The following is a 20200-nucleotide window of genomic DNA, read 5'->3' on the forward strand; positions in this document are numbered from 1 at the left end:
ATGCTGGTCGATCCGAAACACCCGTTCTTCCGCCCGCTCTGGATCCGTATCCTCTGTGTCCTGCTGCCCCTGCTCTGGGCGGGGTTCGAGGCCGCCAGCGGGGCGCTCTTCTGGGCCATCCTGTTCGGTGCCGCGGGCATCTATCTGTTCGTGGCGCTTTTCCTGAACCGCAGCGAGGACCGATGAAACTCTTGCGCAAACCGGCCGGCCGGCACGGCCTTGTCCATCACGTCACCCCCGAGGATGCGGGCTGGTCCCATGTCGGCTTCGACCTCTGGCGACTGGAACCAGGCGAAGTGGCCGAGGGGCATACCGGCGGCAACGAGGCGATCCTGGTCATCGTCGAGGGCAAGGCCCGCATCGCCGGTGCCGGGCAGGATTGGGGCGAGATGGGCGGGCGGACGGACGTGTTCGAAAAGACGCCGCCGCATTGCCTCTATCTGCCCGATGGCAGCGACTGGCGGGCCGAGGCCGCGACGCCGCTGACCCTGGCCGTCTGCCTCGCCCCCGGCAAGGGCGGCCATCCCGCGCGCCGCATCGGCCCCCAGGGCATCAGCCTGACCCAGCGCGGGCAGGGCGCCAACACTCGCTTCATCAACAACATCGCCATGGAGAACGACGATTACTGCGACAGCCTGCTGGTTACCGAGGTCTTCACGCCGGACGGAAACTGGTCGAGCTATCCGCCGCATCGCCATGATGAGGATGACTTTCCCCGCATGACCCACCTGGAGGAGACCTATTACCACAGGCTCAATCCGGCGCAGGGCTACGGCATCCAGCGGGTCTTTACCGACGACGGCAGCCTCGATGAGACCATGGCGGTGCAGAACCACGATGTCGTGCTGGTGCCGCGCGGCCATCATCCCTGCGGCGTGCCCTATGGCTACGAGATGTATTACCTGAACGTCATGGCCGGGCCGATCCGCAAATGGCGCTATGAGAATCATCCCGACCACGACTGGATCTGGCAGCGCGACAACCCTTGAACGGACCCGTTCAGTCCGCTTTCGCGGAAACGGTCTGCCTCTTCCTGCCGATGCCTGCCCGCGAAACGCCGTAAATCAGGCGAAATTTTCGGCGTTTCGCTGCGTCATCGCGGCAAAATGACGACAAGGCCCGGCAGAGCACTTGACCTGTCAGGCAGATTCGTTTGCATCAGGTCAGGGAATATCTCTAGACATGGGAGGCATTATGTCGTTCTTCTCCACCCGCATGCTCGCGGCGTCGGCCTTTGCGCTGATGGCTGCGGCACCGCTGCATGCCAAGACATTCGTCTATTGCTCGGAAGGTTCGCCCGAGGGCTTCGACGCGGCGCCCTATACATCGGGCACCACCTTCGATGCCTCTGGCCACGCGGTCTACAACCGCCTGGTGCAGTTCAAGCCCGGCACCACCGAGATCGAGCCCGCGCTGGCCGAAAGCTGGGACGTGTCCGAGGATGGACTGGAATACACCTTCCACCTGCGCCAGGGCGTGAAGTTCCACTCCAACGACAAGTTCACGCCCTCGCGCGATTTCAACGCCGACGACGTGATCTTCACCTTCGAGCGCCAGGCCAGCGCCGACCATCCCTGGCACGAATACATCCCCGGCATCACCTACGAGTATTACTCGTCGATGGAGATGGACAAGCTGATCAAGTCCATCGAAAAGGTCGACGACCACACGGTCAAGTTCACCCTGAGCCAGCCCGAGGCGCCCTTCCTCGCCAATGTGGCGATGCCCTTCGTCTCGATCGTCTCCAAGGAATATGCCGATACGCTGGAAACCGCCGGCACCCGCGAGGATCTGAACAACGCGCCGATCGGCACCGGCCCCTTCCGCTTCGTCGCCTATCAGAAGGACGCGGTGATCCGTTACCAGAAGAACGCCGATTACTGGGGCGAGGCGCCCAAGGTCGACGACCTGGTCTTTGCCATCACCCCCGACGCATCGGTGCGGCTGCAAAAGCTCAAGGCCGGCGAATGCCACCTGATGCCCTATCCCGCGCCCGCCGACCTGGACGAGATCCGGGCCGATCCGAACCTCAAGCTGGACGAGCAGCCCGGCCTGAACGTGGGCTATCTGGCCTATAACACCACCGTCGCGCCCTTCGACAATCCGCAGGTCCGCAAGGCGCTGAACATGGCGCTGGACAAGCCGGCGCTGATCGAGGCCGTCTATCAGGGCAATGCCGAGGTCGCCAAGAACCCGATCCCGCCGACCATGTGGTCCTATAACGACGCCATCGAGGACGACAAATACGACCCCGAGGCGGCCAAGGCGATGCTCGAGGAAGCCGGCGTCAAGGACCTGACCATGGAAGTCTGGGCCATGCCGGTGCAGCGCCCCTACATGCCCAACGCCCGCCGCACGGCCGAGATGATCCAGAGCGACTTCGCCAAGATCGGCGTCAAGGTCGAGATCGTCAGCTACGAATGGGGCGAATACCTGAAGAAGTCGATGGAAGAGGGCCGCAAGGGCGCCGTCATCCTGGGCTGGACCGGCGACAACGGCGACCCCGACAACTTCCTGTCGGTGCTGCTCAGCTGCGCGTCGGCCAATCCGGGCGGCGCGAACCGCGCCTTCTGGTGCAACGAGGCGTTCTCGGACCTGCTGGCCAAGGCCAAGGCGAGTTCGGACCACGACGAGCGCGTGAAGCTTTACGAAGAGGCGCAGGTCATCTTCAAGCAAGAGGCGCCCTGGGCCACGCTGGCACATTCGACGCAATACGTGCCGATGGCCAAGAACGTGACCGGCTTTGTGCAATCGCCGCTGGGCGACTATGCCTTCGACACCGTGGACCTGACCGAATAAGGTCGCGCCCGGATTGAAAACTCTCGCGGCCGTGCAGGGAAACTTCCTTGCACGGCCCTTAGGTTAGGGTTCGATGCTCAGATTCATCCTCAAGAAACTGCTTTACCTGGTTCCGACGATGATCGGGATCACGCTGGTGGCCTTCGGCTTCATCCGGCTGCTGCCCGGCGATCCCGTGCTGCTGATGGCCGGCGAGCGCGGCGTCTCGCCCGAGCGCTATGCCCAGATTGCGGCGCAGCTCGGCTATGACAAGCCGGTCTGGCAGCAATACCTCCACTATCTCGGCAACTTGCTGCAGGGCGACCTGGGCAATTCGCTGGTGACCAAGAAGCCGGTGCTGACCGAGTTCCTGGCGCTGTTCCCGGCCACGGTCGAACTGGCGCTGGTGGCCATCGTCATCGCCACGGTGATCGGCGTGCCCGTGGGCGTGATCGCGGCGATCAAGCGCGGTTCCTGGTTCGACCAGTTTTCCATGACCGCGGCGCTGGTCGGGTTCTCGATGCCGATCTTCTGGTGGGGGCTTCTGCTCATCATCCTGTTTTCGGGCGTGCTGGGCTGGACGCCGGTTTCGGGCCGCATCTCGCTGATGTATTTCTTTCCGCAGGTGACGGGATTCATGCTGATCGACAGCCTGATCTCGGGGCAGAAGGGCGCCTTCGCCTCGGCGGTCAGCCACCTGATCCTGCCCTCGATCGTGCTGGCGACCATCCCGCTTGCGGTGATCGCGCGCCAGACCCGCTCGGCCATGCTGGAGGTGATGGGCGAGGATTACGTTCGCACCGCCCGGGCCAAGGGCCTGTCGCGCCGTCGGGTGATCGGCGTGCATGCGCTGCGCAACGCCCTGATCCCGGTGATCACCACCATCGGCTTGCAGGTCGGCGTGCTGATGGCCGGCGCCATCCTGACCGAGACGATCTTTTCCTGGCCCGGCATCGGCAAGTGGATGATCGACTCGATCTCGCGCCGCGACTATCCGGTGGTGCAGTCGGGCCTGCTGCTGATCGCCGCCATCGTGATGATCGTGAACCTGATCGTCGATCTGACCTATGGTCTCATCAACCCGAGGATCCGGCACAAATGACCGATACCACCGTCAAGATTTCGGACGCGGCCATCCGCCGCCGGATGCTCAGGGAGTTCTGGTTCTACTTCAGCCAGAACCGCGGCGCGGTGATCGGCCTCGTCGTCTTCATCCTGCTGGTGCTGACTGCGATCTTTGCATCGCTGATCGCGCCGCATGATCCCACCCAGCAATATCGCGACGCGCTCCTGGTGCCGCCGATCTGGCAGGATGGCGGCCGCGCGGGCTTCCTTCTGGGCACCGATGCCGTGGGCCGGGACATGCTGTCGCGGCTGATCTACGGCGCGCAATATTCGCTGTTCATCGGCATCGTCGTCGTCGCCATCGCGCTGACCGGCGGCATCATCATCGGCCTGGTCGCCGGCTTCTTCGGCGGCTGGGTGGATACGGTCATCATGCGCGTCATGGATGTGGTGCTGGCCTTTCCCTCGCTGCTGCTGGCGCTGGTGCTGGTCGCCATCCTGGGGCCGGGCCTGACCAATGCGATGATCGCCATCGCCATCGTCTACCAGCCGCATTTCGCCCGCCTGACCCGCGCCGCGGTGATGAGCGAGAAGGCGCGCGAATACGTTACCGCCGCCAAGGTGGCGGGCGCGTCGAACCTGCGGCTGATGTTCAAGACCATCCTGCCCAACTGCCTTGCGCCGCTGATCGTGCAGGCGACGCTGAGCTTTTCCAGCGCCGTGCTCGACTCGGCCGCGCTGGGATTCCTTGGCATGGGCGCGCAGCCGCCGGCCTCGGAATGGGGCACCATGCTTGCCGAGGCGCGCGAGTTCATCCTGCGCGCCTGGTGGGTGGTGACCTTCCCGGGCCTTGCCATCCTGGTCTCGGTGCTGGCGATCAACCTGATGGGCGACGGTCTGCGCGACGCGCTCGACCCGAAACTGAAGCGGAGCTGAGCCATGGCCTTGCTGACAATCCGCAACATGACCGTCCGCTTCGCCACCTCGACCGGCAGCTTCACCGCCGTGGACGGCATCGACGTAACCGTGGACAAGGGCGAAGTGCTGGCCATCGTGGGCGAGTCGGGCTCGGGCAAGTCGGTCTCGATGCTGGCGGCGATGGGGCTTCTGCCCGACACCGCCACCGTCACCGCCGACGAGATGAGCTTCGACGGGCAGGACCTTCTGCGCATGACCCCGCGCCAGCGCCGCCGCATCATCGGGCGCGAGATCACCATGATCTTCCAGGAGCCCATCGCCTCGCTGAACCCGTCCTTTACCACCGGCTACCAGATCGAGGAGGTGCTGCGCTTCAACGCGGGCCTGTCGAAACGGGCCGCGCGGGCGAGGGCGCTGGAGCTTTACCGCCAGGTCGGCATCCCCGACCCCGAGGAAAAGCTGAAATCCTATCCGCACCAGATGTCGGGCGGCCAGTGCCAGCGGGTGATGATCGCCATGGCCATCGCCACCAACCCGCGCCTGCTGATCGCGGACGAGCCGACGACGGCGCTGGACGTGACGATCCAGAAGCAGATCCTGGACCTGCTGATGAAGCTGCAGGAACAGACCGGCATGGCGCTGATCCTGATCACCCACGACATGGGCGTGGTGGCCGAGACGGCCGACCGCGTGCAGGTGCAATACAAGGGCAAGAAGATGGAAGAGGCCGACGTGCTGACGCTGTTCGAGCGGCCTTCGCATCCCTATACCCGTGCGCTGCTTTCGGCGCTGCCGGAAAACGCCACCGGCGACCGGCTGCCCACCGTCGGCAGCTTCCTTGAACCGGAGGTGCAGCCATGAGCACCGAAACCCATGTCGTCGAAGGTCGCAACCTGGTCCGCGACTATTACGTCCCCGGCTCGCTGACCCGCGCCGCCAAGACGGTGCGCGCGGTCAAGGGCATCAACTTCTCGGTGGATCGCGGCAAGACGCTGGCCATCGTCGGCGAATCCGGGTCCGGCAAGTCGACGCTGGCGCGGATCATCGCGCTGATCGATCCGGCCTCGGGCGGCGAACTCATGATCGAGGGCAAGCCGGTCGATATCGCCAAGGCGCGGCTGACGCGCGAGATGCGCTCCAAGGTGCAGATGGTGTTCCAGAACCCCTATGGCAGCCTGAACCCGCGCCAGAAGATCGGCGACGTGCTGATGGAGCCGCTGCTTCTGAACACCGACACGCCCTCTGCCGAGCGCCGCCGCCGCGCCGAGGAGATGCTGGTCAAGGTCGGCCTGCCGCCCGAGGTGTTCAACCGCTATCCGCACATGTTCTCGGGCGGGCAGCGGCAGCGCATCGCCATCGCCCGCGCCTTGATGCTGAACCCGACGCTGCTGGTGCTGGACGAGCCGGTCTCGGCGCTGGACCTGTCGGTACAGGCGCAGGTTCTGAACCTGCTCGCCGACCTGCAGGAAGAGTTCAACCTGGCTTATGTCTTCATCAGCCACGACCTGTCGGTGGTGCGCTATATCGCCGACGACGTGCTGGTGATGAACAAGGGCGAGGCGGTCGAGCAGGGCACGCGGGAAGAGGTCTTTGCCGACCCCAAGCATCCCTATACGCGCGAGCTTTTCGCCGCGACCCCGGTCACGGATGTCGAGGCGATCCGCGAGCGCGTGGCACGCCGCCAGGCGCTGCGCGCCGCGACTGCCTGACAGGACAAGGCGACCCCGGGGGGCGTAGGCAGGCAACCCGGGATGCGCTTCCGATCCTGAGGGCGGCGACACGTTGTCGCCGCTCTCAATCCTCCAGGTCGCGATATTCGTGATCCTTTCCGCGCCAGTCGCGGATCAGATAGCGGCCGGGGCCGGTTTCCTTGACGTGATCCGGTCCCAGCGGCACCTTGCCATGCCCGCCCGGCAGATCCAGCACATAGGTCGGCAGGCATGTCCCCGACAGCCGCCCGCGCAATCCCGCCATGATTGCCTGGCCCTCGGCGATGGTGGTGCGGAAATGGCCGGTGCCGCGCGCCAGGTCGCAATGATGCAGGTAATAGGGCTTGACCCGGTTGCGGATCAGCGCCCGGAACAGATCGGCCAGAACCTCGGGATCGGCATTCACACCCTTCAGCAGCACGGTCTGGGACAAGAGCGGAATGCCCGCATCGGCCAGCCGGGCCAGCGCGGCGCGCGCCCCGGCCGTCAACTCCTGCGCGTGGTTGGTATGGATCACCACCCAGACCGCCAGCCGCCGGGGATGCAGCGCCGCCAGCATCGCCGCATCGATGCGGCTGGGCGCCACCACCGGCACGCGGGTATGGAAGCGGACGATGTCGACATGCGGGATCGCCTCCAGCCGGGCCATCAGCGCCGCGATGCGGCGCGGCGACAGCACCATCGGGTCGCCGCCGGTCAGGATCACCTCGTGGATCGCCGGGGTGCGGGCGACATAGTCCAGCGCCGCAGCCAGATCGGGCTCGGGCAGGGTGCCTTCCTCGCCCACCACCTCGCGGCGAAAGCAGAAGCGGCAATAGACCTCGCATGTCCTGGTGACATGCAGGATCACCCGGTCGGGATAGCGATGCGTCAGGCCGGGCGTGGGGCTGAAGGCCGCGTCGCTGATCGGATCGGCCAGTTCCTCGGGACGGATCTGCAACTCGCGCGCATCGGGCACGAATTGCGCGGCGATGCCGTCGCCGGGTGCGCCCATGGCCTCGCGCATGGCGGGCGAGATGCGGATGCGGAACTCGGCCGCCACCTTGTCCAGCACCTCGGCACGGGCGGGATCGGCCAGCCCGGCCTCGACCAGGGCAGGGACGGTGGTGATGGGGCGCTGGGACAAGACGGCCTCTCGGGGTGGACGGGAAGGGCGGTTTATCGACCCCTTGGCCGGTCTTGGCAAGGGCGGGACTTGCCCCATGGCTCAGGCCAGAACCAGGCTGCGGTCGTCCTTGAGCGTTTTCAGCACGATTTCGGAACGCACCTGCGCGACTTGCGGCTGCGGCAGCAGGTGGCGATGGATGAAATCGGAAAACGCCTCCAGATCGCGCAACCGCACGTCGAGGATGTAATCGGCATCGCCCGAAACCGAAAAGGCCGAGCGGATCTGCGGATGCGCGGCGACGAAGCGGGCGAAATCGTCCTCCTTGCCCTGGCCATGGCTGCGCAGGTTCACGCGGATGATGGCGCGCAGCCCGAAGCCCAGCTTCTGCGGGTTCAGGCGCGCGGCATACCCCTCGATCACGCCCGCTTCCTCCAGCGCAGCCCGCCGGCGCGAGCATTGCGAGGGCGACAGGTTCACCAGTTCGGCCAGCGCAGCATTGGTCATTCCCCCGTCGCGCTGGAGTGCGTTGAGAATGGCGATATCGAATCCATCCATGCGCGTTTCTTGCATTGATCTGCCCCCTCATGCGCATTTCATGCCTGCGCGCCCCGATCATGGCACAGTTTGCGCCCGGATTGCATCGCATTCGCGCGATCATGGTTCCAGACACGCGAACACAGGAGGAGACGCCATGGGACCGTTCCCGCATGACGCCCCGAAAGCCACGATCAGCCCCAGCAATCCCGCAGGCACCGACGGGTTCGAATTCGTCGAATTCGCCCATCCGCAGCCCGAGATCCTGGACCGCATCTTTCGCCAGATGGGTTTTGTCCCGGTGGCCCGGCACAAGCGCAAGGACATCACGCTGTATCGGCAAGGCGACATCAACTATCTGCTGAACGCCGATCCCGAGGGCCATGCCGCCGCTTTCGTGCGCGAACACGGTCCCTGCGCCCCGGCCATGGCCTGGCGCGTGGTCGATGCGCAGGCAGCCCTGAGGCGTGCGCTGGACCTGGGCGCCAAGGAATATACGGGTGCGGGCAAATCCATCGACGCCCCGGCGGTCCTGGGCATCGGCGGCTCTCTGCTGTATTTCATCGACCGTTACGGCGATGCGGGCAGCGCCTATGATGCCGATTACGACTGGCTGGGCGAGCCGGACCCGCGCCCCGAGGGCTTCGGCTTCTACTATCTCGACCACCTGACGCATAACGTGGTGCGCGGGAACATGGATACCTGGTACAAGTTCTACCACGACACGTTCAACTTTCGCGAAATCAAGTATTTCGACATCAAGGGCAAGCAGACCGGGCTGGTCAGCCGGGCGCTGACCTCGCCCGACGGCAAGATCCGCATCCCGATCAACGAATCGACCGACGACCACAGCCAGATCGAGGAATACCTGCGCGAATACAAGGGCGAGGGCATCCAGCACATCGCCATCGCCAGCGAGGACATCTATGCCGGCACCGACCAGATCGCCGCGGCCGGCATGGAGTTCATGCCCGGCCCGCCCGATACCTATTACGAGATGTCGCATCGCCGGGTTAAGGGCCACCAGGAGCCCATCGAGCGCATGAAGAAGCACGGCATCCTGATCGACGGCGAAGGCGTCGTGGGCGGCGGCATGACGCGGGTGCTGCTGCAGATCTTCTCGAAAACCGTGATCGGGCCGATCTTCTTCGAGTTCATCCAGCGCAAGGGCGACGACGGCTTCGGCGAGGGCAATTTCCGCGCCCTGTTCGAGTCGATCGAAGAGGACCAGGTCCGCCGCGGCGTGCTCAAGATCGACGCGGCCGAGTGACCGATGGGCTGGACCGACTATGCCTCGGCCCCGCCCGCCGGGACCGAGATCTGCGACGAGGCCGAGCTGGACCGTATCCGCTGCCTGACCGTGGAAAGCCGCAATGGCCGCTTTCCCTTGCTGCTGGTGCGGCTGGGGGAGGGCATCCGGGCCTATGTGAATGCCTGTCCGCACCAGTATCTGCCGCTGGATCACCGCGGCGATCAGATCGTCTCGGCCGATGGGACGCGGCTGATGTGCACCGCCCATGGCGCGATGTTCGACATCGCCAGCGGTGAGGCCGTGCAGGGCGCCGATTGCGGACTGGATGCCGTGCCGCTGGCGATCAGCGGCGGCAAGGTCAGGATCGGGCAAGCCTGAGGGTCATGGGTATGCGGGTGAGGCGATCTTGAATTTGCTTCAAATACTCAAGGCAGTTAGCTGTAATACATAATATATATGCCGCCGCAGGGGGATGCGGCGGCATCATCCCGGCTGCCGGAGAGCCGGCTCAGAAGATGAAATCGCTCATGTCGAGTTGCGATTTCTGCATGTCGTCGATGGTGATGGTGGTATCGGCGGACAGCCGCAGCACGAGATCGTCACCAACCTGCCGGGCATTTTCGATGATTGCCTGCACCTGCGTCCGGCTGAAATCGTCGAAATCAAGCCGGTCCATGCCGTTCTGGAAATCGGTGATGGTGTCGCGGCCGTCGCCGCGCTCGAATTCGAAGACATCGGCGCCGGCGCCGCCGGTCAGGATGTCGTTGCCGCGGCCGCCCTCCAGCCGATCCCGGCCGTTGCCGCCATTCAGCCGGTCGTTGCCGGAACCGCCATCCAGTTCGTCATTGCCGGCACCGCCATACAGGATGTCGTTGCCCGCGCCGCCTTCAAGCTCGTCGCGGCCCGCTCCGGCGTAAAGCCTGTCGGCACCGGCGCCGCCCTCCAGCTCGTCATTGCCGTCGCCGCCATACAAGGTGTCGTTGCCTGCACCGCCTTCCAGCTCGTCCCGGCCGTTGCCGCCATATAGCCGGTCGTTGCCGCGGCCGCCCTCCAGCTCGTCATTGCCATTGCCGCCTTTCAGCGTGTCATCGCCGTCGCCGCCATGCAGCCTGTCGTTGCCGCCAAAGCCCGACAGCTGGTCATGGCCGCCCAGCCCCGACAGCCAGTCGTTGAACGTCGTGCCGTTGAGCACATCCCCGAAATTCGTCCCGATCTTGCGCACCATGTCCGTGGTCCTTTCCTGTGTGTCGGCGTCCGGGTCGCCCGGCCGCAAAGATGATGGGCGAGACATGCCACAGCCCGGCTGACAGCCTTCTGACCCGGCCTGTCAGGGATTTGTCAGGAACCGCGTGCCCGGCGGAAAGGCGCCGATCCGGGGTTGTTGCCGCTTCGGCACGTCGCGCCCGCTGCAAGCTTCGCCGCCGGCTTTTGTCAGTCGCCTGTCAGTTCCTTGCGGCTATGACGGGCCCATGAGATCGCTTGCCGCATTCGCGCTGTTCTTTTCGCTGTCGCCGTTCCCGACGGTCGGGCAGGATATCGCCGGGCCGGATTTCGAATATGCCCGCGATGCCGTCGAGCAGGGTAGGATCCTGCCGCTTGCCGAGGTGCTGGCGCGGCTGCACGAGACGCAGCCCGGACGGGTAAGCGAGGTCGAGCTTGAAGAGGAGGACGGCATGACGATCTATGAGATCGAACTCGTGACCCCGGACGGCCGCCTGATCGAGGTCGAGATCGACGCGGCCTCGGGACGTATCCTTGCCCTGGACCAGGATGACGAGGACTGATGCGCGCCCTGATCGTCGAGGATGAGCCCCGGATCGCCGCCGATCTGGACCGTGCGCTGAAGGCGGCGGGCTTTCTGGTCGAGACCGTCGCCGATGGCGAGACCGCCTGGTTCCGCGGCGGCACCGAGGATTACGACCTGATCGTGCTGGACCTGAACCTGCCGCGGCTGGACGGGCTGACGGTGCTGAAACGCTGGCGGGCCGAGGGCTGCGAAACCCCGGTGCTGATCCTGACCGCGCGCGGCGCCTGGACCGAGCGGGTCGAGGGCATCGATGCCGGCGCCGACGACTACCTGCCCAAGCCCTTTCGCATGGAGGAACTGATCGCCCGCGCCCGCGCCCTGGTGCGCCGCGCCGGCGGGCGGGGCAATGCGACCCAGCAGGTCGGGCGGCTGACGGTGGACCTGAACCGCATGACCGCCGCCATCGACGGCATCCCCGTCGCGGTCACGCCGCTGGAGCTTCGGCTGGTCTCCTATCTGGCGCTGAACCGCGACCGCATCGTGCCGCCGACCGAATTGCTGGAGCATCTCTACGGCGACGACGAGTCGCGCGAGTTGAACGCCATCGAGGCCATCATCACCCGGCTGCGCCGCAAGCTGGGGCCCGGCGTCATCGGCACCCGGCGCGGGTTCGGCTATCATCTGGAGGACGGGGCCGGTCAGGCGCAGGGCCGGGCATGATCCGCTCGATCCGCTGGCGGCTGGTGCTGGCGGGGGCGCTGGCCATCGCGCTGGCCCTGGCGCTGTCGGGCATGGGCCTTGCTGTGCTGTTCGAGCGCCATGTCGAGCGCGTCGCCGTCGCCGACCTCCAGGACCGCGCGCTGGCGCTGGCCGCCATGGTGCAGCCCGGCGGCGCGGCCGGCGCCAGCCTGCGCGCACCCCCCGACGATCCGCTTTACGACCAACCCTTCTCGGGCCATTACTGGCAGCTCATGCTGGGCGAGGAGCTGCGCCGCTCGCGCTCGCTCTGGGATTATACGCTGCCGGGCGACCAGGCCGCGCCAAGGCCGGGCCAAAGCGCGGTGCTGACGCTGCCCGGCCCGCGGGGCGAGCCGCTGCTTGCGGTCGAGCAAAGCCTGATGGTCGGCCGCGGCCCGGACGCGGTGCCGCTGCGCATCGTCGTCGCCTCGGATCGGGATGAGCTGGTGCTGGCCCGGCGCGGTTTTCTGGGCGACCTGCTGCCCTATCTGGGCCTCTTGGGCGCGGCGCTGCTGCTGGCCAGCTGGGTGCAGATCACCGTCGGGCTGCGCCCGCTTGGGCAGGTGGGTGGGCGGGTGGCGGCGCTGGTCTCGGGTGCGCGGCCGCGCATCGGCCAGGACTTGCCGGCCGAGGTCGTCCCGCTGGCGACCCAGATCGACAAGCTGCTGGACGCCCGCGACCGGGAACTGGACCGCGCCCGCCACCGCGCCGCCAACCTGGCGCATGGGTTCAAGACGCCGCTGCAGGCGCTGCTGGGCGATGCGGCGCGGCTGCGCGGCAATGGCGAGGCCGAGATCGCCCGCAGCATCGAAACCGTCGTCAATCAGATGCGCCGCCATGTCGATCGCGAACTGGCCCGCGCCCGCATCCAGTCGGGGCGGAATGCGCCGGGGGGAAGCGAGCCCGGCTGGATCGCGGCCAAGCTGGTCGGCGTGCTGCGCCGCACGCCGCTGGGCGCCGGGATCGACTGGCGGCTTTCGGCTCCGTCCGGGCTTTGCGCCCGCATCGACCCCGACGACCTGACCGAGGCGCTTGGCGCGCTGCTGGAAAACGCCATGCGCCATGCCCGTGAAGCCGTCCAGGTCGCGGGCCGCCCCGAAGGCAACCGCGTCGTCATCTCCGTCCAGGACGACGGCCCCGGCGTGCCCGAGGCGGACCTGGAACGGCTGACCCGGCGCGGCCTGAGCCTCGACCCCAGCGGCGAAGGGCAGGGCATCGGCCTGGCCGTGGTCGCCGACATCGTCGATGCGGCGCAGGGCGAATTGCGACTTGCAAACGCCCATCCCGGCTTTCTGGCCGAGCTGCATCTCGACGCGGCACCGCCCGAGGCGGCTTCTTCGTTCCCCAAATACTCCTGACACAGCCGTGCAGCCGGGCGGTAATGCCCGCCGGCTTGGAATCTGTCAGCGCAGTGTAACGGCCACGTTGTCGATCAGCCGCACCCCGTCCAGCCAGGCCGCCACCAGCAGCCGCGCCGGTCGGCCAAGCTGCGGCTCGCCCAGGGTTTCTCCGTCGCGCAGTTCCAGGTATTCGACCGGCCCGATGCCTGCCGCCTCAAGCCCTTCCTGTGCCGCGGCCAGTGCTTCGGCCGTCGGCGCACCCGCCTCGATCCGGCGCGCTGCCTCGAACAGCGTCCGGGGCAGGGCGGCGGCGCGGGTGCGCCCCTCGGCCGTCAGCCGCTGGTTGCGCGAGGACAGCGCCAGCCCATCCTCGGCCCGCACGCAGGGGCAGGGCACGATCTCGACCGGCAGCTTCAGATCCTGAACCAGCCGCCGCACCAGTTGCAGCTGCTGCCAGTCCTTTTCCCCGAAAAACGCCCGGTCGGCCCCGGTCATGTTGAACAGCAGCGTCACCACCGTGGCCACGCCGTCGAAATGGCCCGGACGATGCGCCCCTTCCAGCGGCGCGGTCACGCCCGAGACCGAGATCACCGTGGCGTGGTCCGGCGGATAGACCTCATCGCCGTCGGGCACGAACAGCGCATCGACGCCCAGCGGGGCAAGCAACGCCGCATCCGTATGCTCGGTGCGCGGATATTTCGCGTAATCCTCGGTATTGTTGAACTGGCGCGGATTGACGAACAGGGTCACGATCACCCGGTCGCAGCTGGCACGCGCCGCGCGCACAAGGCTCAGGTGCCCTTCGTGCAGCGCGCCCATGGTCGGCACCACGCCGATGGTTTCGCCACGCGATTTCCAGCCGCGAACCATCGAGCGCAGCTCGGCCAGCGGCCGGACGATCGGGGCGTTCATGCGGGCTTGCCCTCGCCGAAGACATGCTCGGGACCGGGAAAGCGGCGGGCGCGGACCTCGGCGGCATAAGCGGCGATGGCGGCATCGGCATCCTGGCCCAGCTCGGCATAGCGCTTGACGAATTTCGGCCGGAAATCCGAGAACAGCCCCAGCATGTCGTCGACCACCAGCACCTGCCCGTCGCAATCGAGGCCGGCGCCGATGCCGATGGTCGGCACGGCGATCTCTTGCGTGATGCGCCGCCCCAGCGCCTCGGGCAGCTTTTCCAGCACCACGGCAAAGGCGCCGGCATCCGCCAGCGCCGCGGCATCGGCGGCGATGCGGTCGGCCTCGTGATGGCCGCGGCCCTGCACCTTGTAGCCGCCCAGCGTATTGACCGATTGCGGCGTCAGCCCGACATGGCCCATCACCGGAATGCCGCGTGCGACCAGGAAGGCCACCGTCTCGGCCATGTGGCGCCCGCCCTCCAGCTTGACCGCCTGGCAGCCGGTCTCGGCCATCAGCCGCGCGGCGTTGCGGAACGCCTGCTCCGGCCCCTCTTCATAGCTGCCGAAGGGCATGTCCACCACGATGCAGGCGCGCGAGCAGCCCCGCGCCACCGCCTTGCCGTGCAGGATCATCATCTCCATGCTGACGCCGATGGTCGAGGGCAGGCCATGCAGCACCATGCCCAGGCTGTCGCCGACCAGAGCGATGTCGCAATGCGCATCGACCAGCCGGGCCATGGGCGTGGTATAGGCGGTCAGGCAAACCACGGGTTCGCCGCCCTTGCGGGCACGGATGTCACCGGGGCCAAGCTGGCCCTTGCGATCAGGGGTCGCGCTCATCAACTCCTCCGTTTTTCCAGGGGCCTGGCGGCCGCTGCCCGAATATTGGATTCGCGCCGCCATGTCTCGCAATAAAATGATGCAGATGCAGCATTCTTGCGCATGAAAAGAAGCCTGACGATGGCGACCGCTGCGCAGGAAGAAGATTTTCCAAGATAATTCAATAGCCTGGCAGGATACGCAGCAGGTGTCGGCGCAGGACGCGGAATATCCGGTGCAGACGGAAGAACCGGGCCGGAGCGACGAAGGATATTGCAAGAAAGGGCGCATCGAATCCTTTCTTTTACAGGATTTTGCATGGCATATATCGAACGATCGCAGGATTTCGCGGCGCTCGCGCCTGACCCGTCGATGCCCCTTTGCTTGACATGACAGGGACCGGGGCCTAGTGCCGGTTCCGGTCCCTTTCGGGGCCGCTCCAACCAGCGCCGCGTCCGCGCGGCCGTTTCCTCGGGATCGAGACATGACGCTGAAAGCTGCCATCCTTGGGGCCTCGGGTTACACGGGGGCGGAACTTGTCCGCATCCTGGCCACCCATCCCCGGATCGAGATTGCCGCGCTTTCCGCCGACCGCAAGGCGGGACAGGGCTATGACGAGGTTTTCCCGCATCTGCGACACCTGAAGCTGCCGGCGCTGGTCAGGATGGAAGAGATCGATTTCTCCGCCATCGACCTGGTGTTCTGTGCCCTGCCGCACGGGCTTAGCCAGCCCCTGGTCGGGCAATTGCCGCGTAATGTGAAGATCGTCGACCTGGGCGCCGATTTCCGGCTGCGCGATCCGGCGGATTACAAGAAATGGTATGGGCTGGACCATGCCGCGCCCGAGGTCCAGCCGGAAGCGGTCTATGGGTTGACGGAATTCTATCGCGACCAGATCCGCGGGGCGCGGCTGGTCGCCGGCACCGGCTGCAACGCGGCCACCGTGCAATTCGCGCTGCGGCCGCTGATCGGCTCGGGGCTGATCGACCTTGACGACATCATCTGCGACCTCAAGAACGGCGTGTCCGGGGCAGGGCGCTCGCTCAAGGAAAACATGCTCTTCGCCGAACGCTCCGAGGATGTGGCGGGCTATTCCCAAGGCGGCAAGCATCGCCACCTGGGCGAGTTCGACCAGGAATTCTCGGTGCTGGCCGGGCGCGAGGTGCGCATCCAGTTCACCCCGCATCTGGTACCGGTGAACCGCGGCATCCTGGCGTCCTGCTATCTCAAGGGCGAACCGCAGGCGGTTCATGCCGCGTTGGCGGCGGCCTATGCCGACGAGCCTTTCATCGTGGTGCTGCCCTATGGGCAACTGCCGGCGATGGCGCATGTGCAGGGCTCGAACTTCTGCCATATCGGCGTGACGGGCGACCGGATCTCGGGGCGCGCGCTGGTCGTCTCGACGCTGGACAACCTGTGCAAGGGTTCCTCGGGGCAGGCGGTGCAGAATGCCAACCTGATGCTGGGCCTGCCGGAAACCGAAGGGCTGATGCTGGCGCCGATCTTTCCCTGAAGGGTGCCGAAAGCCGGCATTTCGGCCCTGCTCCTCGATGGCGGCGCGCGGAACCGCGGGGCGGGGCCGCGCGTCTTGTTCCATATGGATGGCACGGCCTGCCGCCTCAAAGGAGGAAACACAAGATGCGTAGCCTGATTGCGACTGCCGTTTCCGCGATGGTGCTTGCGCTTGCCGGCTGCGGCGACAATCCCACCGAACGTGCCGCGACCGGCGGTCTGGGCGGGGCGGTCGTCGCCGGCCCGGCCGGTGCGGTCGTGGGCGGAACCATCGGCGCCGCGACCGCGGATTGATCCGCATGATCCCGCGAGCCTGCGGATGATGCGGCGAAATGCAAGGGGGCGGGGCGCCAGGACGCCCCGCCCCCGAAAGTCTCAGAGGTCAGCTCTTGGCGCGCTCGACATAGGTCAGGTCGGCGGTGTTGATGATCACCTTGGTGCCCACGCCGATATGCGGCGGCACCATGATGCGCACGCCGTTATGCGCCATCGCCGGCTTGTAGCTGGACGAGGCGGTCTGGCCCTTGACCACCGGCTCGGTCTCGACCACCTCGACGGTGACCTTCTGCGGCAGCTCGAGCGCGATGACGACGCCGTTGTGGACTTGCAGGAAGACGCTGATGCCGTCCTCCAGGAACACCTTGTCGTCGCCGACCACGTCGGGCGAGACCACGACCTGCTCATAGCTTTCCGGCTCCATGAAGTGGAAGCCTTCGCCGTCCTCGTAAAGGAAATTATAGGCGCGTTCATCCACATGGGCGCGCTCGACCTGTTCGGTGGTCTTCCAGCGTTCCGAGACCTTGTTGCCGTCCGAGATGCGGCGCAGGTCGACCTGCGTCGTCGGCGTGCCCTTGCCGGGGTGGAAGTTGGTCGCGGTCAGGACGACATGGAGCTTGCCGTCGATCTCGACGACATTGCCTTTGCGAAGGCTGGAGGCGATGACTTTCAAGGCGGTTTCCCTTGCCTGCTTTTCAAATTCCGGGGGGCCGGATACGAAGTCCGGCAAAGATGATATCCCATAGCGTTTTTCGCAGCTTTGCGCCAGCCGCAAGCGGAAAACGACCCAGATGCAGGAGGTCCGCGCATGAAATCCGCCGATGAAAGCCCCTGGTGGGATCGCGACCGGCACGCGGGGCGCCGGCCGCTGCTTTTGGCGCGAAACCGCATCCAGGCCGCGATCCGCGACTGGCTGGGCACGCAGGGCTTCATCGAGGCAGATCCGCTGGCGCTGGCCGTCAGCCCGGGAAACGAGGCGCATCTGCATGCCTTCGCCACGCATCGGATCGGCAATGACGGGCTGGCCCAGCCGATGTATCTGCACACCAGCCCGGAATTCGCCATGAAGAAGTTGCTGGCGGCGGGGGAGGAACGCATCTTCGCCTTCAGCCATGTCTGGCGCAATCGCGAGCGCGGCGCGCTGCACAGTCCCGAATTCACCATGCTGGAATGGTATCGCGCCGGCGAGGATTATCGCGTTCTTTTCGATGATTGCGCGCAATACCTTAGGCATGCGGCCGAGGTGGCGGGCGCCGAATTGCTGCGCTTTCGCGGCGCCGAATGCGATCCCTATGCCGCGCCCGAGGTGATGAGCGTCGCCGAGGCGTTCCGCGAACATGCCGGCATCGACCTGCTTTCGACTTGCGACGGGACCGAAACTGATACGCGGGCCCTGCGCGCGCAGGCCGAACGGCAGGGGATCCGCACGGCCCCGGATGACGGCTGGTCCGACATCCTGTCGCGCGCGCTGGTGGAAAGGGTCGAGCCGCACCTGGGCCATGGCCGGCCCTTGATCCTTGACCGCTATCCGGCGGCCGAGGCGGCGCTGGCCCGCCGTGCCGGGGACGACCCGCGCGAGGCCGAGCGGTTCGAGCTGTACGCCTGCGGCGTCGAACTGGCCAACGGCTTCGGCGAACTGACCGACCCGGTCGAGCAGCGCCGCCGCTTCGAGCTGGAGATGGAGGAGAAGGCCCGAATCTATGGCGAGTGCTACCCGCTGGACGAGGATTTCCTGGCGGCCCTGGCCTTCATGCCGGCGGCCTCGGGCTGTGCGCTGGGGTTCGACCGGCTGGTGATGCTGGCCACCGGCGCTCCGCGCATCGACGAGGTGATCTGGACCCCCTTGATTGATTGACGCCAAATCAAATGGATGCCGGCTAAAGATGATCTCGTTTCGACCAGTAGGGGCGCCCTTTGGACAGCAGCCTTCTGCCGGCGCCGAGATTCCCGCTTTCGGCCCGGGGCGCGGGACGCTAGGCTGGGCCAAAACGCCGACCGAGGGGACAGTCATGCGGCTTTCATTGCGAGTTTCAGCGACGCTTACGGCCATGGCCCTGTTGCTTGGCGGCTGTGCCGGAAATTATCCCGGCACGGGCGTTCCCCAGCAAAGCCAGGAAATCAAGTGGGGCCGATACCAGAATCCGCCTCCGGCCAAGGTGGCCGGGCTGAACAGCTGGGTTCAGGGCTTCAAGGCCAATGCCCGCAGCCAGGGCATCAGCGACAGCACGCTGGATTTCGCCTTTCGCGACGTGACCTACAACCCCGAGGTCATCCGCCGCTCGCAAAGCCAGGCCGAGTTCAAGAAATCCGTCTGGGAATACCTGGAGAACGCGGTTTCCGAGAAGCGCCAGGCCGATGGTCGAGCGGCGCTGGCGCAATATGGCGGCGTGCTGAGCCGCATCGAGGCGACCTATGGCGTCGACAAGGAAGTCGTCGCCGCGGTCTGGGGCATGGAATCGACCTATGGCGAGCGGCGCGGCGACCTGCCGCTGATCGAAAGCCTGGCCACGCTCAGCTATGAGGGTTATCGCGGCGAGTTCTTCCGCAGCCAGTTGATGGGGGCGCTGCGCATCCTGCAAGCCGGCGACATCGACCCTGCGCACATGACCGGCAGCTGGGCCGGCGCCATGGGGCACACCCAGTTCATTCCGACCACCTATCTCAGCTTCGCGGTCGATTTCACCGGCGACGGGCGGCGCGATATCTGGTCGAACGATCCCTCCGACGCACTGGCCTCGGCGGCGAACTACCTGGCGAAATCGGGCTGGCAGCGCGGGCTGCCGGCTGCGGTCGAGGTCACGCTTCCGCCCGGCTTCAACACCGGGCTGGCCGGCAAGGGCAAGCGGCGCAGCGTCGCGGAATGGCAGTCCCTGGGCGTGCGCCAGGCCAACCAGCGACCCTTGCCGCCCGCCGGCGCCTCGACCGAGCTGATCATTCCCGGCGGTGCCTCGGGCGCGGCCTTCCTGATCACCCGCAATTTCCACGCCATCCTGCGCTATAACAATGCCGATAGCTATGCGCTGGCGGTCTCGCACCTGGCAGACCGGCTGAAGGGGTATCCGGGGCTTGCCAATCCCTGGCCGGCCGATCATCCCGGCCTGCGCATCGAGCAGCGCAAGGAAATGCAGCGCCTGCTGACCGCACGCGGCTTCGACACGCAGGGCGTCGATGGCAATGTCGGCTCGAATACGATCAGCGCCATCAGGGCCTATCAGATGTCGCGCGGACTGCCCGTCACCGGCGAACCCTCGGCCGCGCTGCTCGAGCAGTTGCGCCGCGGCTGACGGAGCCTTGCGCGGGGCGCGGATCGTGCGAACGACGTCTCGTTCGGCGATGCCGCTTCCCGGCATCGGCACCGCATGAGGTCCGGCAGGGGGTGAACAAGGCTCTTGCCGGATTCGACGTTCATCTTCGGCAAGGGCCGTCGCCTCGCGTGCTGCGCGGAAAACGGCGACGTTTCCCGATTGGGACGGATCACCTGGGCGGGAAGAGGCTTTCGGCCGGG

22 protein-coding genes are annotated in these 20200 nt (G+C 66.3%); 16 read left to right on the forward strand and 6 right to left on the reverse strand.

Going from position 1 to position 20200, the window contains the following annotated elements; translation table 11 throughout:
* The 7 genes from BLT64_RS21035 to BLT64_RS21065 all read left to right on the forward strand — a co-directional run bounded on the left by BLT64_RS21035 (position 1) and on the right by BLT64_RS21065 (position 6470).
* Positions 1-186, forward strand: coding sequence for a hypothetical protein (locus BLT64_RS21035; RefSeq protein WP_011747968.1), 186 nt, complete (start codon positions 1-3; stop codon positions 184-186).
* Complete coding sequence (gene iolB / locus BLT64_RS21040) at positions 183-989, forward strand: 5-deoxy-glucuronate isomerase (RefSeq protein WP_011747967.1); 807 nt, start codon at positions 183-185, stop codon at positions 987-989. The genes BLT64_RS21035 and iolB overlap by 4 nt, the downstream gene beginning before the upstream one ends.
* 205 nt (positions 990-1194) lie before the next feature.
* Positions 1195-2799, forward strand: coding sequence for an ABC transporter substrate-binding protein (locus BLT64_RS21045; protein WP_041529875.1), 1605 nt, complete (start codon positions 1195-1197; stop codon positions 2797-2799).
* A gap of 73 nt (positions 2800-2872) precedes the next feature.
* A complete protein-coding gene (locus BLT64_RS21050; protein WP_011747965.1) occupies positions 2873-3880 on the forward strand; it encodes an ABC transporter permease subunit in 1008 nt (335 codons plus the stop codon).
* Positions 3877-4779: an ABC transporter permease subunit gene (locus tag BLT64_RS21055; RefSeq protein WP_011747964.1), complete on the forward strand. Its 903-nt coding sequence runs from the start codon at positions 3877-3879 to the stop codon at positions 4777-4779. The genes BLT64_RS21050 and BLT64_RS21055 overlap by 4 nt, the downstream gene beginning before the upstream one ends.
* A 3-nt stretch (positions 4780-4782) precedes the next feature.
* The gene (locus BLT64_RS21060) at positions 4783-5622 is read left to right on the forward strand and encodes an ABC transporter ATP-binding protein (RefSeq protein ID WP_011747963.1); all 840 of its coding nucleotides are present in this window, start codon (positions 4783-4785) and stop codon (positions 5620-5622) included.
* Complete coding sequence (locus BLT64_RS21065; protein WP_011747962.1) at positions 5619-6470, forward strand: ATP-binding cassette domain-containing protein; 852 nt, start codon at positions 5619-5621, stop codon at positions 6468-6470. The genes BLT64_RS21060 and BLT64_RS21065 overlap by 4 nt, the downstream gene beginning before the upstream one ends.
* Before the next feature lie 85 nt (positions 6471-6555).
* Here the strand turns inward: BLT64_RS21065 and BLT64_RS21070 are convergent, their stop codons facing one another.
* Both BLT64_RS21070 and BLT64_RS21075 read right to left on the reverse strand, forming a co-directional pair.
* The gene (locus BLT64_RS21070) at positions 6556-7596 is read right to left on the reverse strand and encodes a lysine-2,3-aminomutase-like protein (RefSeq protein ID WP_041529874.1); all 1041 of its coding nucleotides are present in this window, start codon (positions 7594-7596) and stop codon (positions 6556-6558) included.
* Positions 7597-7677: 81 nt separating this feature from the next.
* On the reverse strand, positions 7678-8133 hold the full coding sequence (locus tag BLT64_RS21075) for an Lrp/AsnC family transcriptional regulator (protein ID WP_230999015.1): 456 nt from the start codon (positions 8131-8133) through the stop codon (positions 7678-7680).
* A gap of 136 nt (positions 8134-8269) precedes the next feature.
* On the opposite strand from BLT64_RS21075, the gene hppD reads away from it, so the two are divergent.
* Positions 8270-9382 (forward strand): 4-hydroxyphenylpyruvate dioxygenase, encoded by a 1113-nt coding sequence (gene hppD, locus BLT64_RS21080; RefSeq protein ID WP_011747959.1) that lies wholly within the window; start codon positions 8270-8272, stop codon positions 9380-9382.
* A gap of 3 nt (positions 9383-9385) precedes the next feature.
* Positions 9386-9742, forward strand: coding sequence for a Rieske (2Fe-2S) protein (locus BLT64_RS21085; RefSeq protein WP_011747958.1), 357 nt, complete (start codon positions 9386-9388; stop codon positions 9740-9742).
* A 130-nt stretch (positions 9743-9872) separates the two neighbouring features.
* Here the strand turns inward: BLT64_RS21085 and BLT64_RS21090 are convergent, their stop codons facing one another.
* Positions 9873-10589, reverse strand: a complete 717-nt coding sequence (locus BLT64_RS21090) for a calcium-binding protein (RefSeq protein ID WP_128492938.1) — start codon at positions 10587-10589, stop codon at positions 9873-9875.
* Between the two features lie 244 nt (positions 10590-10833).
* Here BLT64_RS21090 and BLT64_RS21095 point away from each other — a divergent pair, with 244 nt between their 5' ends.
* The 3 genes from BLT64_RS21095 to BLT64_RS21105 are packed head-to-tail and all read left to right on the forward strand — an operon-like array spanning position 10834 to position 13207.
* Positions 10834-11148 (forward strand): PepSY domain-containing protein, encoded by a 315-nt coding sequence (locus BLT64_RS21095; RefSeq protein ID WP_011747956.1) that lies wholly within the window; start codon positions 10834-10836, stop codon positions 11146-11148.
* Positions 11148-11831 (forward strand): response regulator transcription factor, encoded by a 684-nt coding sequence (locus BLT64_RS21100; RefSeq protein ID WP_011747955.1) that lies wholly within the window; start codon positions 11148-11150, stop codon positions 11829-11831. The genes BLT64_RS21095 and BLT64_RS21100 overlap by 1 nt, the downstream gene beginning before the upstream one ends.
* The gene (locus BLT64_RS21105; RefSeq protein WP_011747954.1) at positions 11828-13207 is read left to right on the forward strand and encodes a sensor histidine kinase; all 1380 of its coding nucleotides are present in this window, start codon (positions 11828-11830) and stop codon (positions 13205-13207) included. The genes BLT64_RS21100 and BLT64_RS21105 overlap by 4 nt, the downstream gene beginning before the upstream one ends.
* Positions 13208-13252: 45 nt before the next feature.
* Here the strand turns inward: BLT64_RS21105 and panC are convergent, their stop codons facing one another.
* Positions 13253-14101, reverse strand: a complete 849-nt coding sequence (panC, locus tag BLT64_RS21110) for a pantoate--beta-alanine ligase (protein ID WP_011747953.1) — start codon at positions 14099-14101, stop codon at positions 13253-13255.
* Positions 14098-14928: a 3-methyl-2-oxobutanoate hydroxymethyltransferase gene (gene panB, locus BLT64_RS21115; RefSeq protein WP_011747952.1), complete on the reverse strand. Its 831-nt coding sequence runs from the start codon at positions 14926-14928 to the stop codon at positions 14098-14100. The genes panC and panB overlap by 4 nt, the downstream gene beginning before the upstream one ends.
* 463 nt (positions 14929-15391) lie before the next feature.
* Here panB and argC point away from each other — a divergent pair, with 463 nt between their 5' ends.
* Both argC and BLT64_RS26995 read left to right on the forward strand, forming a co-directional pair.
* Positions 15392-16420: an N-acetyl-gamma-glutamyl-phosphate reductase gene (gene argC, locus BLT64_RS21120; protein WP_011747951.1), complete on the forward strand. Its 1029-nt coding sequence runs from the start codon at positions 15392-15394 to the stop codon at positions 16418-16420.
* A gap of 125 nt (positions 16421-16545) precedes the next feature.
* Entirely contained in the window at positions 16546-16713 is a 168-nt protein-coding gene (locus BLT64_RS26995) for a hypothetical protein (protein ID WP_086000144.1), read from the forward strand.
* Between the two features lie 88 nt (positions 16714-16801).
* On the opposite strand, the gene efp is transcribed toward BLT64_RS26995, so the two are convergent.
* On the reverse strand, positions 16802-17368 hold the full coding sequence (efp, locus tag BLT64_RS21125; protein ID WP_041529873.1) for an elongation factor P: 567 nt from the start codon (positions 17366-17368) through the stop codon (positions 16802-16804).
* A 135-nt stretch (positions 17369-17503) separates the two neighbouring features.
* Here efp and epmA point away from each other — a divergent pair, with 135 nt between their 5' ends.
* Together epmA and BLT64_RS21135 are read left to right on the forward strand one after the other, a co-directional pair.
* Positions 17504-18550 (forward strand): EF-P lysine aminoacylase EpmA, encoded by a 1047-nt coding sequence (epmA, locus tag BLT64_RS21130; RefSeq protein WP_011747949.1) that lies wholly within the window; start codon positions 17504-17506, stop codon positions 18548-18550.
* A 154-nt stretch (positions 18551-18704) separates the two neighbouring features.
* Positions 18705-19979: a lytic murein transglycosylase gene (locus BLT64_RS21135; RefSeq protein ID WP_011747948.1), complete on the forward strand. Its 1275-nt coding sequence runs from the start codon at positions 18705-18707 to the stop codon at positions 19977-19979.
* The last annotated feature ends 221 nt before the right edge of the window (positions 19980-20200 follow it).

The sequence above is a fragment of the Paracoccus denitrificans genome (assembly GCF_900100045.1).
GTDB lineage: Bacteria > Pseudomonadota > Alphaproteobacteria > Rhodobacterales > Rhodobacteraceae > Paracoccus > Paracoccus denitrificans.

What these genes read in the sequence shown, in the direction of transcription:
- argC (WP_011747951.1), top strand. Translation starts at nt 15,392, where the DNA reads ATGACGCTGAAAGCTGCCATCCTTGGGGCCTCGGGTTACACGGGGGCG.
- epmA (WP_011747949.1), top strand. Translation starts at nt 17,504, where the DNA reads ATGAAATCCGCCGATGAAAGCCCCTGGTGGGATCGCGACCGGCACGCG.
- BLT64_RS21100 (WP_011747955.1), top strand. Translation starts at nt 11,148, where the DNA reads ATGCGCGCCCTGATCGTCGAGGATGAGCCCCGGATCGCCGCCGATCTG.
- BLT64_RS21135 (WP_011747948.1), top strand. Translation starts at nt 18,705, where the DNA reads ATGCGGCTTTCATTGCGAGTTTCAGCGACGCTTACGGCCATGGCCCTG.
- panC (WP_011747953.1), bottom strand. Translation starts at nt 14,101, where the DNA reads ATGAACGCCCCGATCGTCCGGCCGCTGGCCGAGCTGCGCTCGATGGTT.
- BLT64_RS21085 (WP_011747958.1), top strand. Translation starts at nt 9,386, where the DNA reads ATGGGCTGGACCGACTATGCCTCGGCCCCGCCCGCCGGGACCGAGATC.
- BLT64_RS21045 (WP_041529875.1), top strand. Translation starts at nt 1,195, where the DNA reads ATGTCGTTCTTCTCCACCCGCATGCTCGCGGCGTCGGCCTTTGCGCTG.
- panB (WP_011747952.1), bottom strand. Translation starts at nt 14,928, where the DNA reads ATGAGCGCGACCCCTGATCGCAAGGGCCAGCTTGGCCCCGGTGACATC.
- BLT64_RS26995 (WP_086000144.1), top strand. Translation starts at nt 16,546, where the DNA reads ATGCGTAGCCTGATTGCGACTGCCGTTTCCGCGATGGTGCTTGCGCTT.
- BLT64_RS21105 (WP_011747954.1), top strand. Translation starts at nt 11,828, where the DNA reads ATGATCCGCTCGATCCGCTGGCGGCTGGTGCTGGCGGGGGCGCTGGCC.
- hppD (WP_011747959.1), top strand. Translation starts at nt 8,270, where the DNA reads ATGGGACCGTTCCCGCATGACGCCCCGAAAGCCACGATCAGCCCCAGC.
- BLT64_RS21055 (WP_011747964.1), top strand. Translation starts at nt 3,877, where the DNA reads ATGACCGATACCACCGTCAAGATTTCGGACGCGGCCATCCGCCGCCGG.
- BLT64_RS21090 (WP_128492938.1), bottom strand. Translation starts at nt 10,589, where the DNA reads ATGGTGCGCAAGATCGGGACGAATTTCGGGGATGTGCTCAACGGCACG.
- BLT64_RS21075 (WP_230999015.1), bottom strand. Translation starts at nt 8,133, where the DNA reads ATGGATGGATTCGATATCGCCATTCTCAACGCACTCCAGCGCGACGGG.
- BLT64_RS21050 (WP_011747965.1), top strand. Translation starts at nt 2,873, where the DNA reads ATGCTCAGATTCATCCTCAAGAAACTGCTTTACCTGGTTCCGACGATG.
- BLT64_RS21065 (WP_011747962.1), top strand. Translation starts at nt 5,619, where the DNA reads ATGAGCACCGAAACCCATGTCGTCGAAGGTCGCAACCTGGTCCGCGAC.
- iolB (WP_011747967.1), top strand. Translation starts at nt 183, where the DNA reads ATGAAACTCTTGCGCAAACCGGCCGGCCGGCACGGCCTTGTCCATCAC.
- BLT64_RS21060 (WP_011747963.1), top strand. Translation starts at nt 4,783, where the DNA reads ATGGCCTTGCTGACAATCCGCAACATGACCGTCCGCTTCGCCACCTCG.
- BLT64_RS21095 (WP_011747956.1), top strand. Translation starts at nt 10,834, where the DNA reads ATGAGATCGCTTGCCGCATTCGCGCTGTTCTTTTCGCTGTCGCCGTTC.
- BLT64_RS21035 (WP_011747968.1), top strand. Translation starts at nt 1, where the DNA reads ATGCTGGTCGATCCGAAACACCCGTTCTTCCGCCCGCTCTGGATCCGT.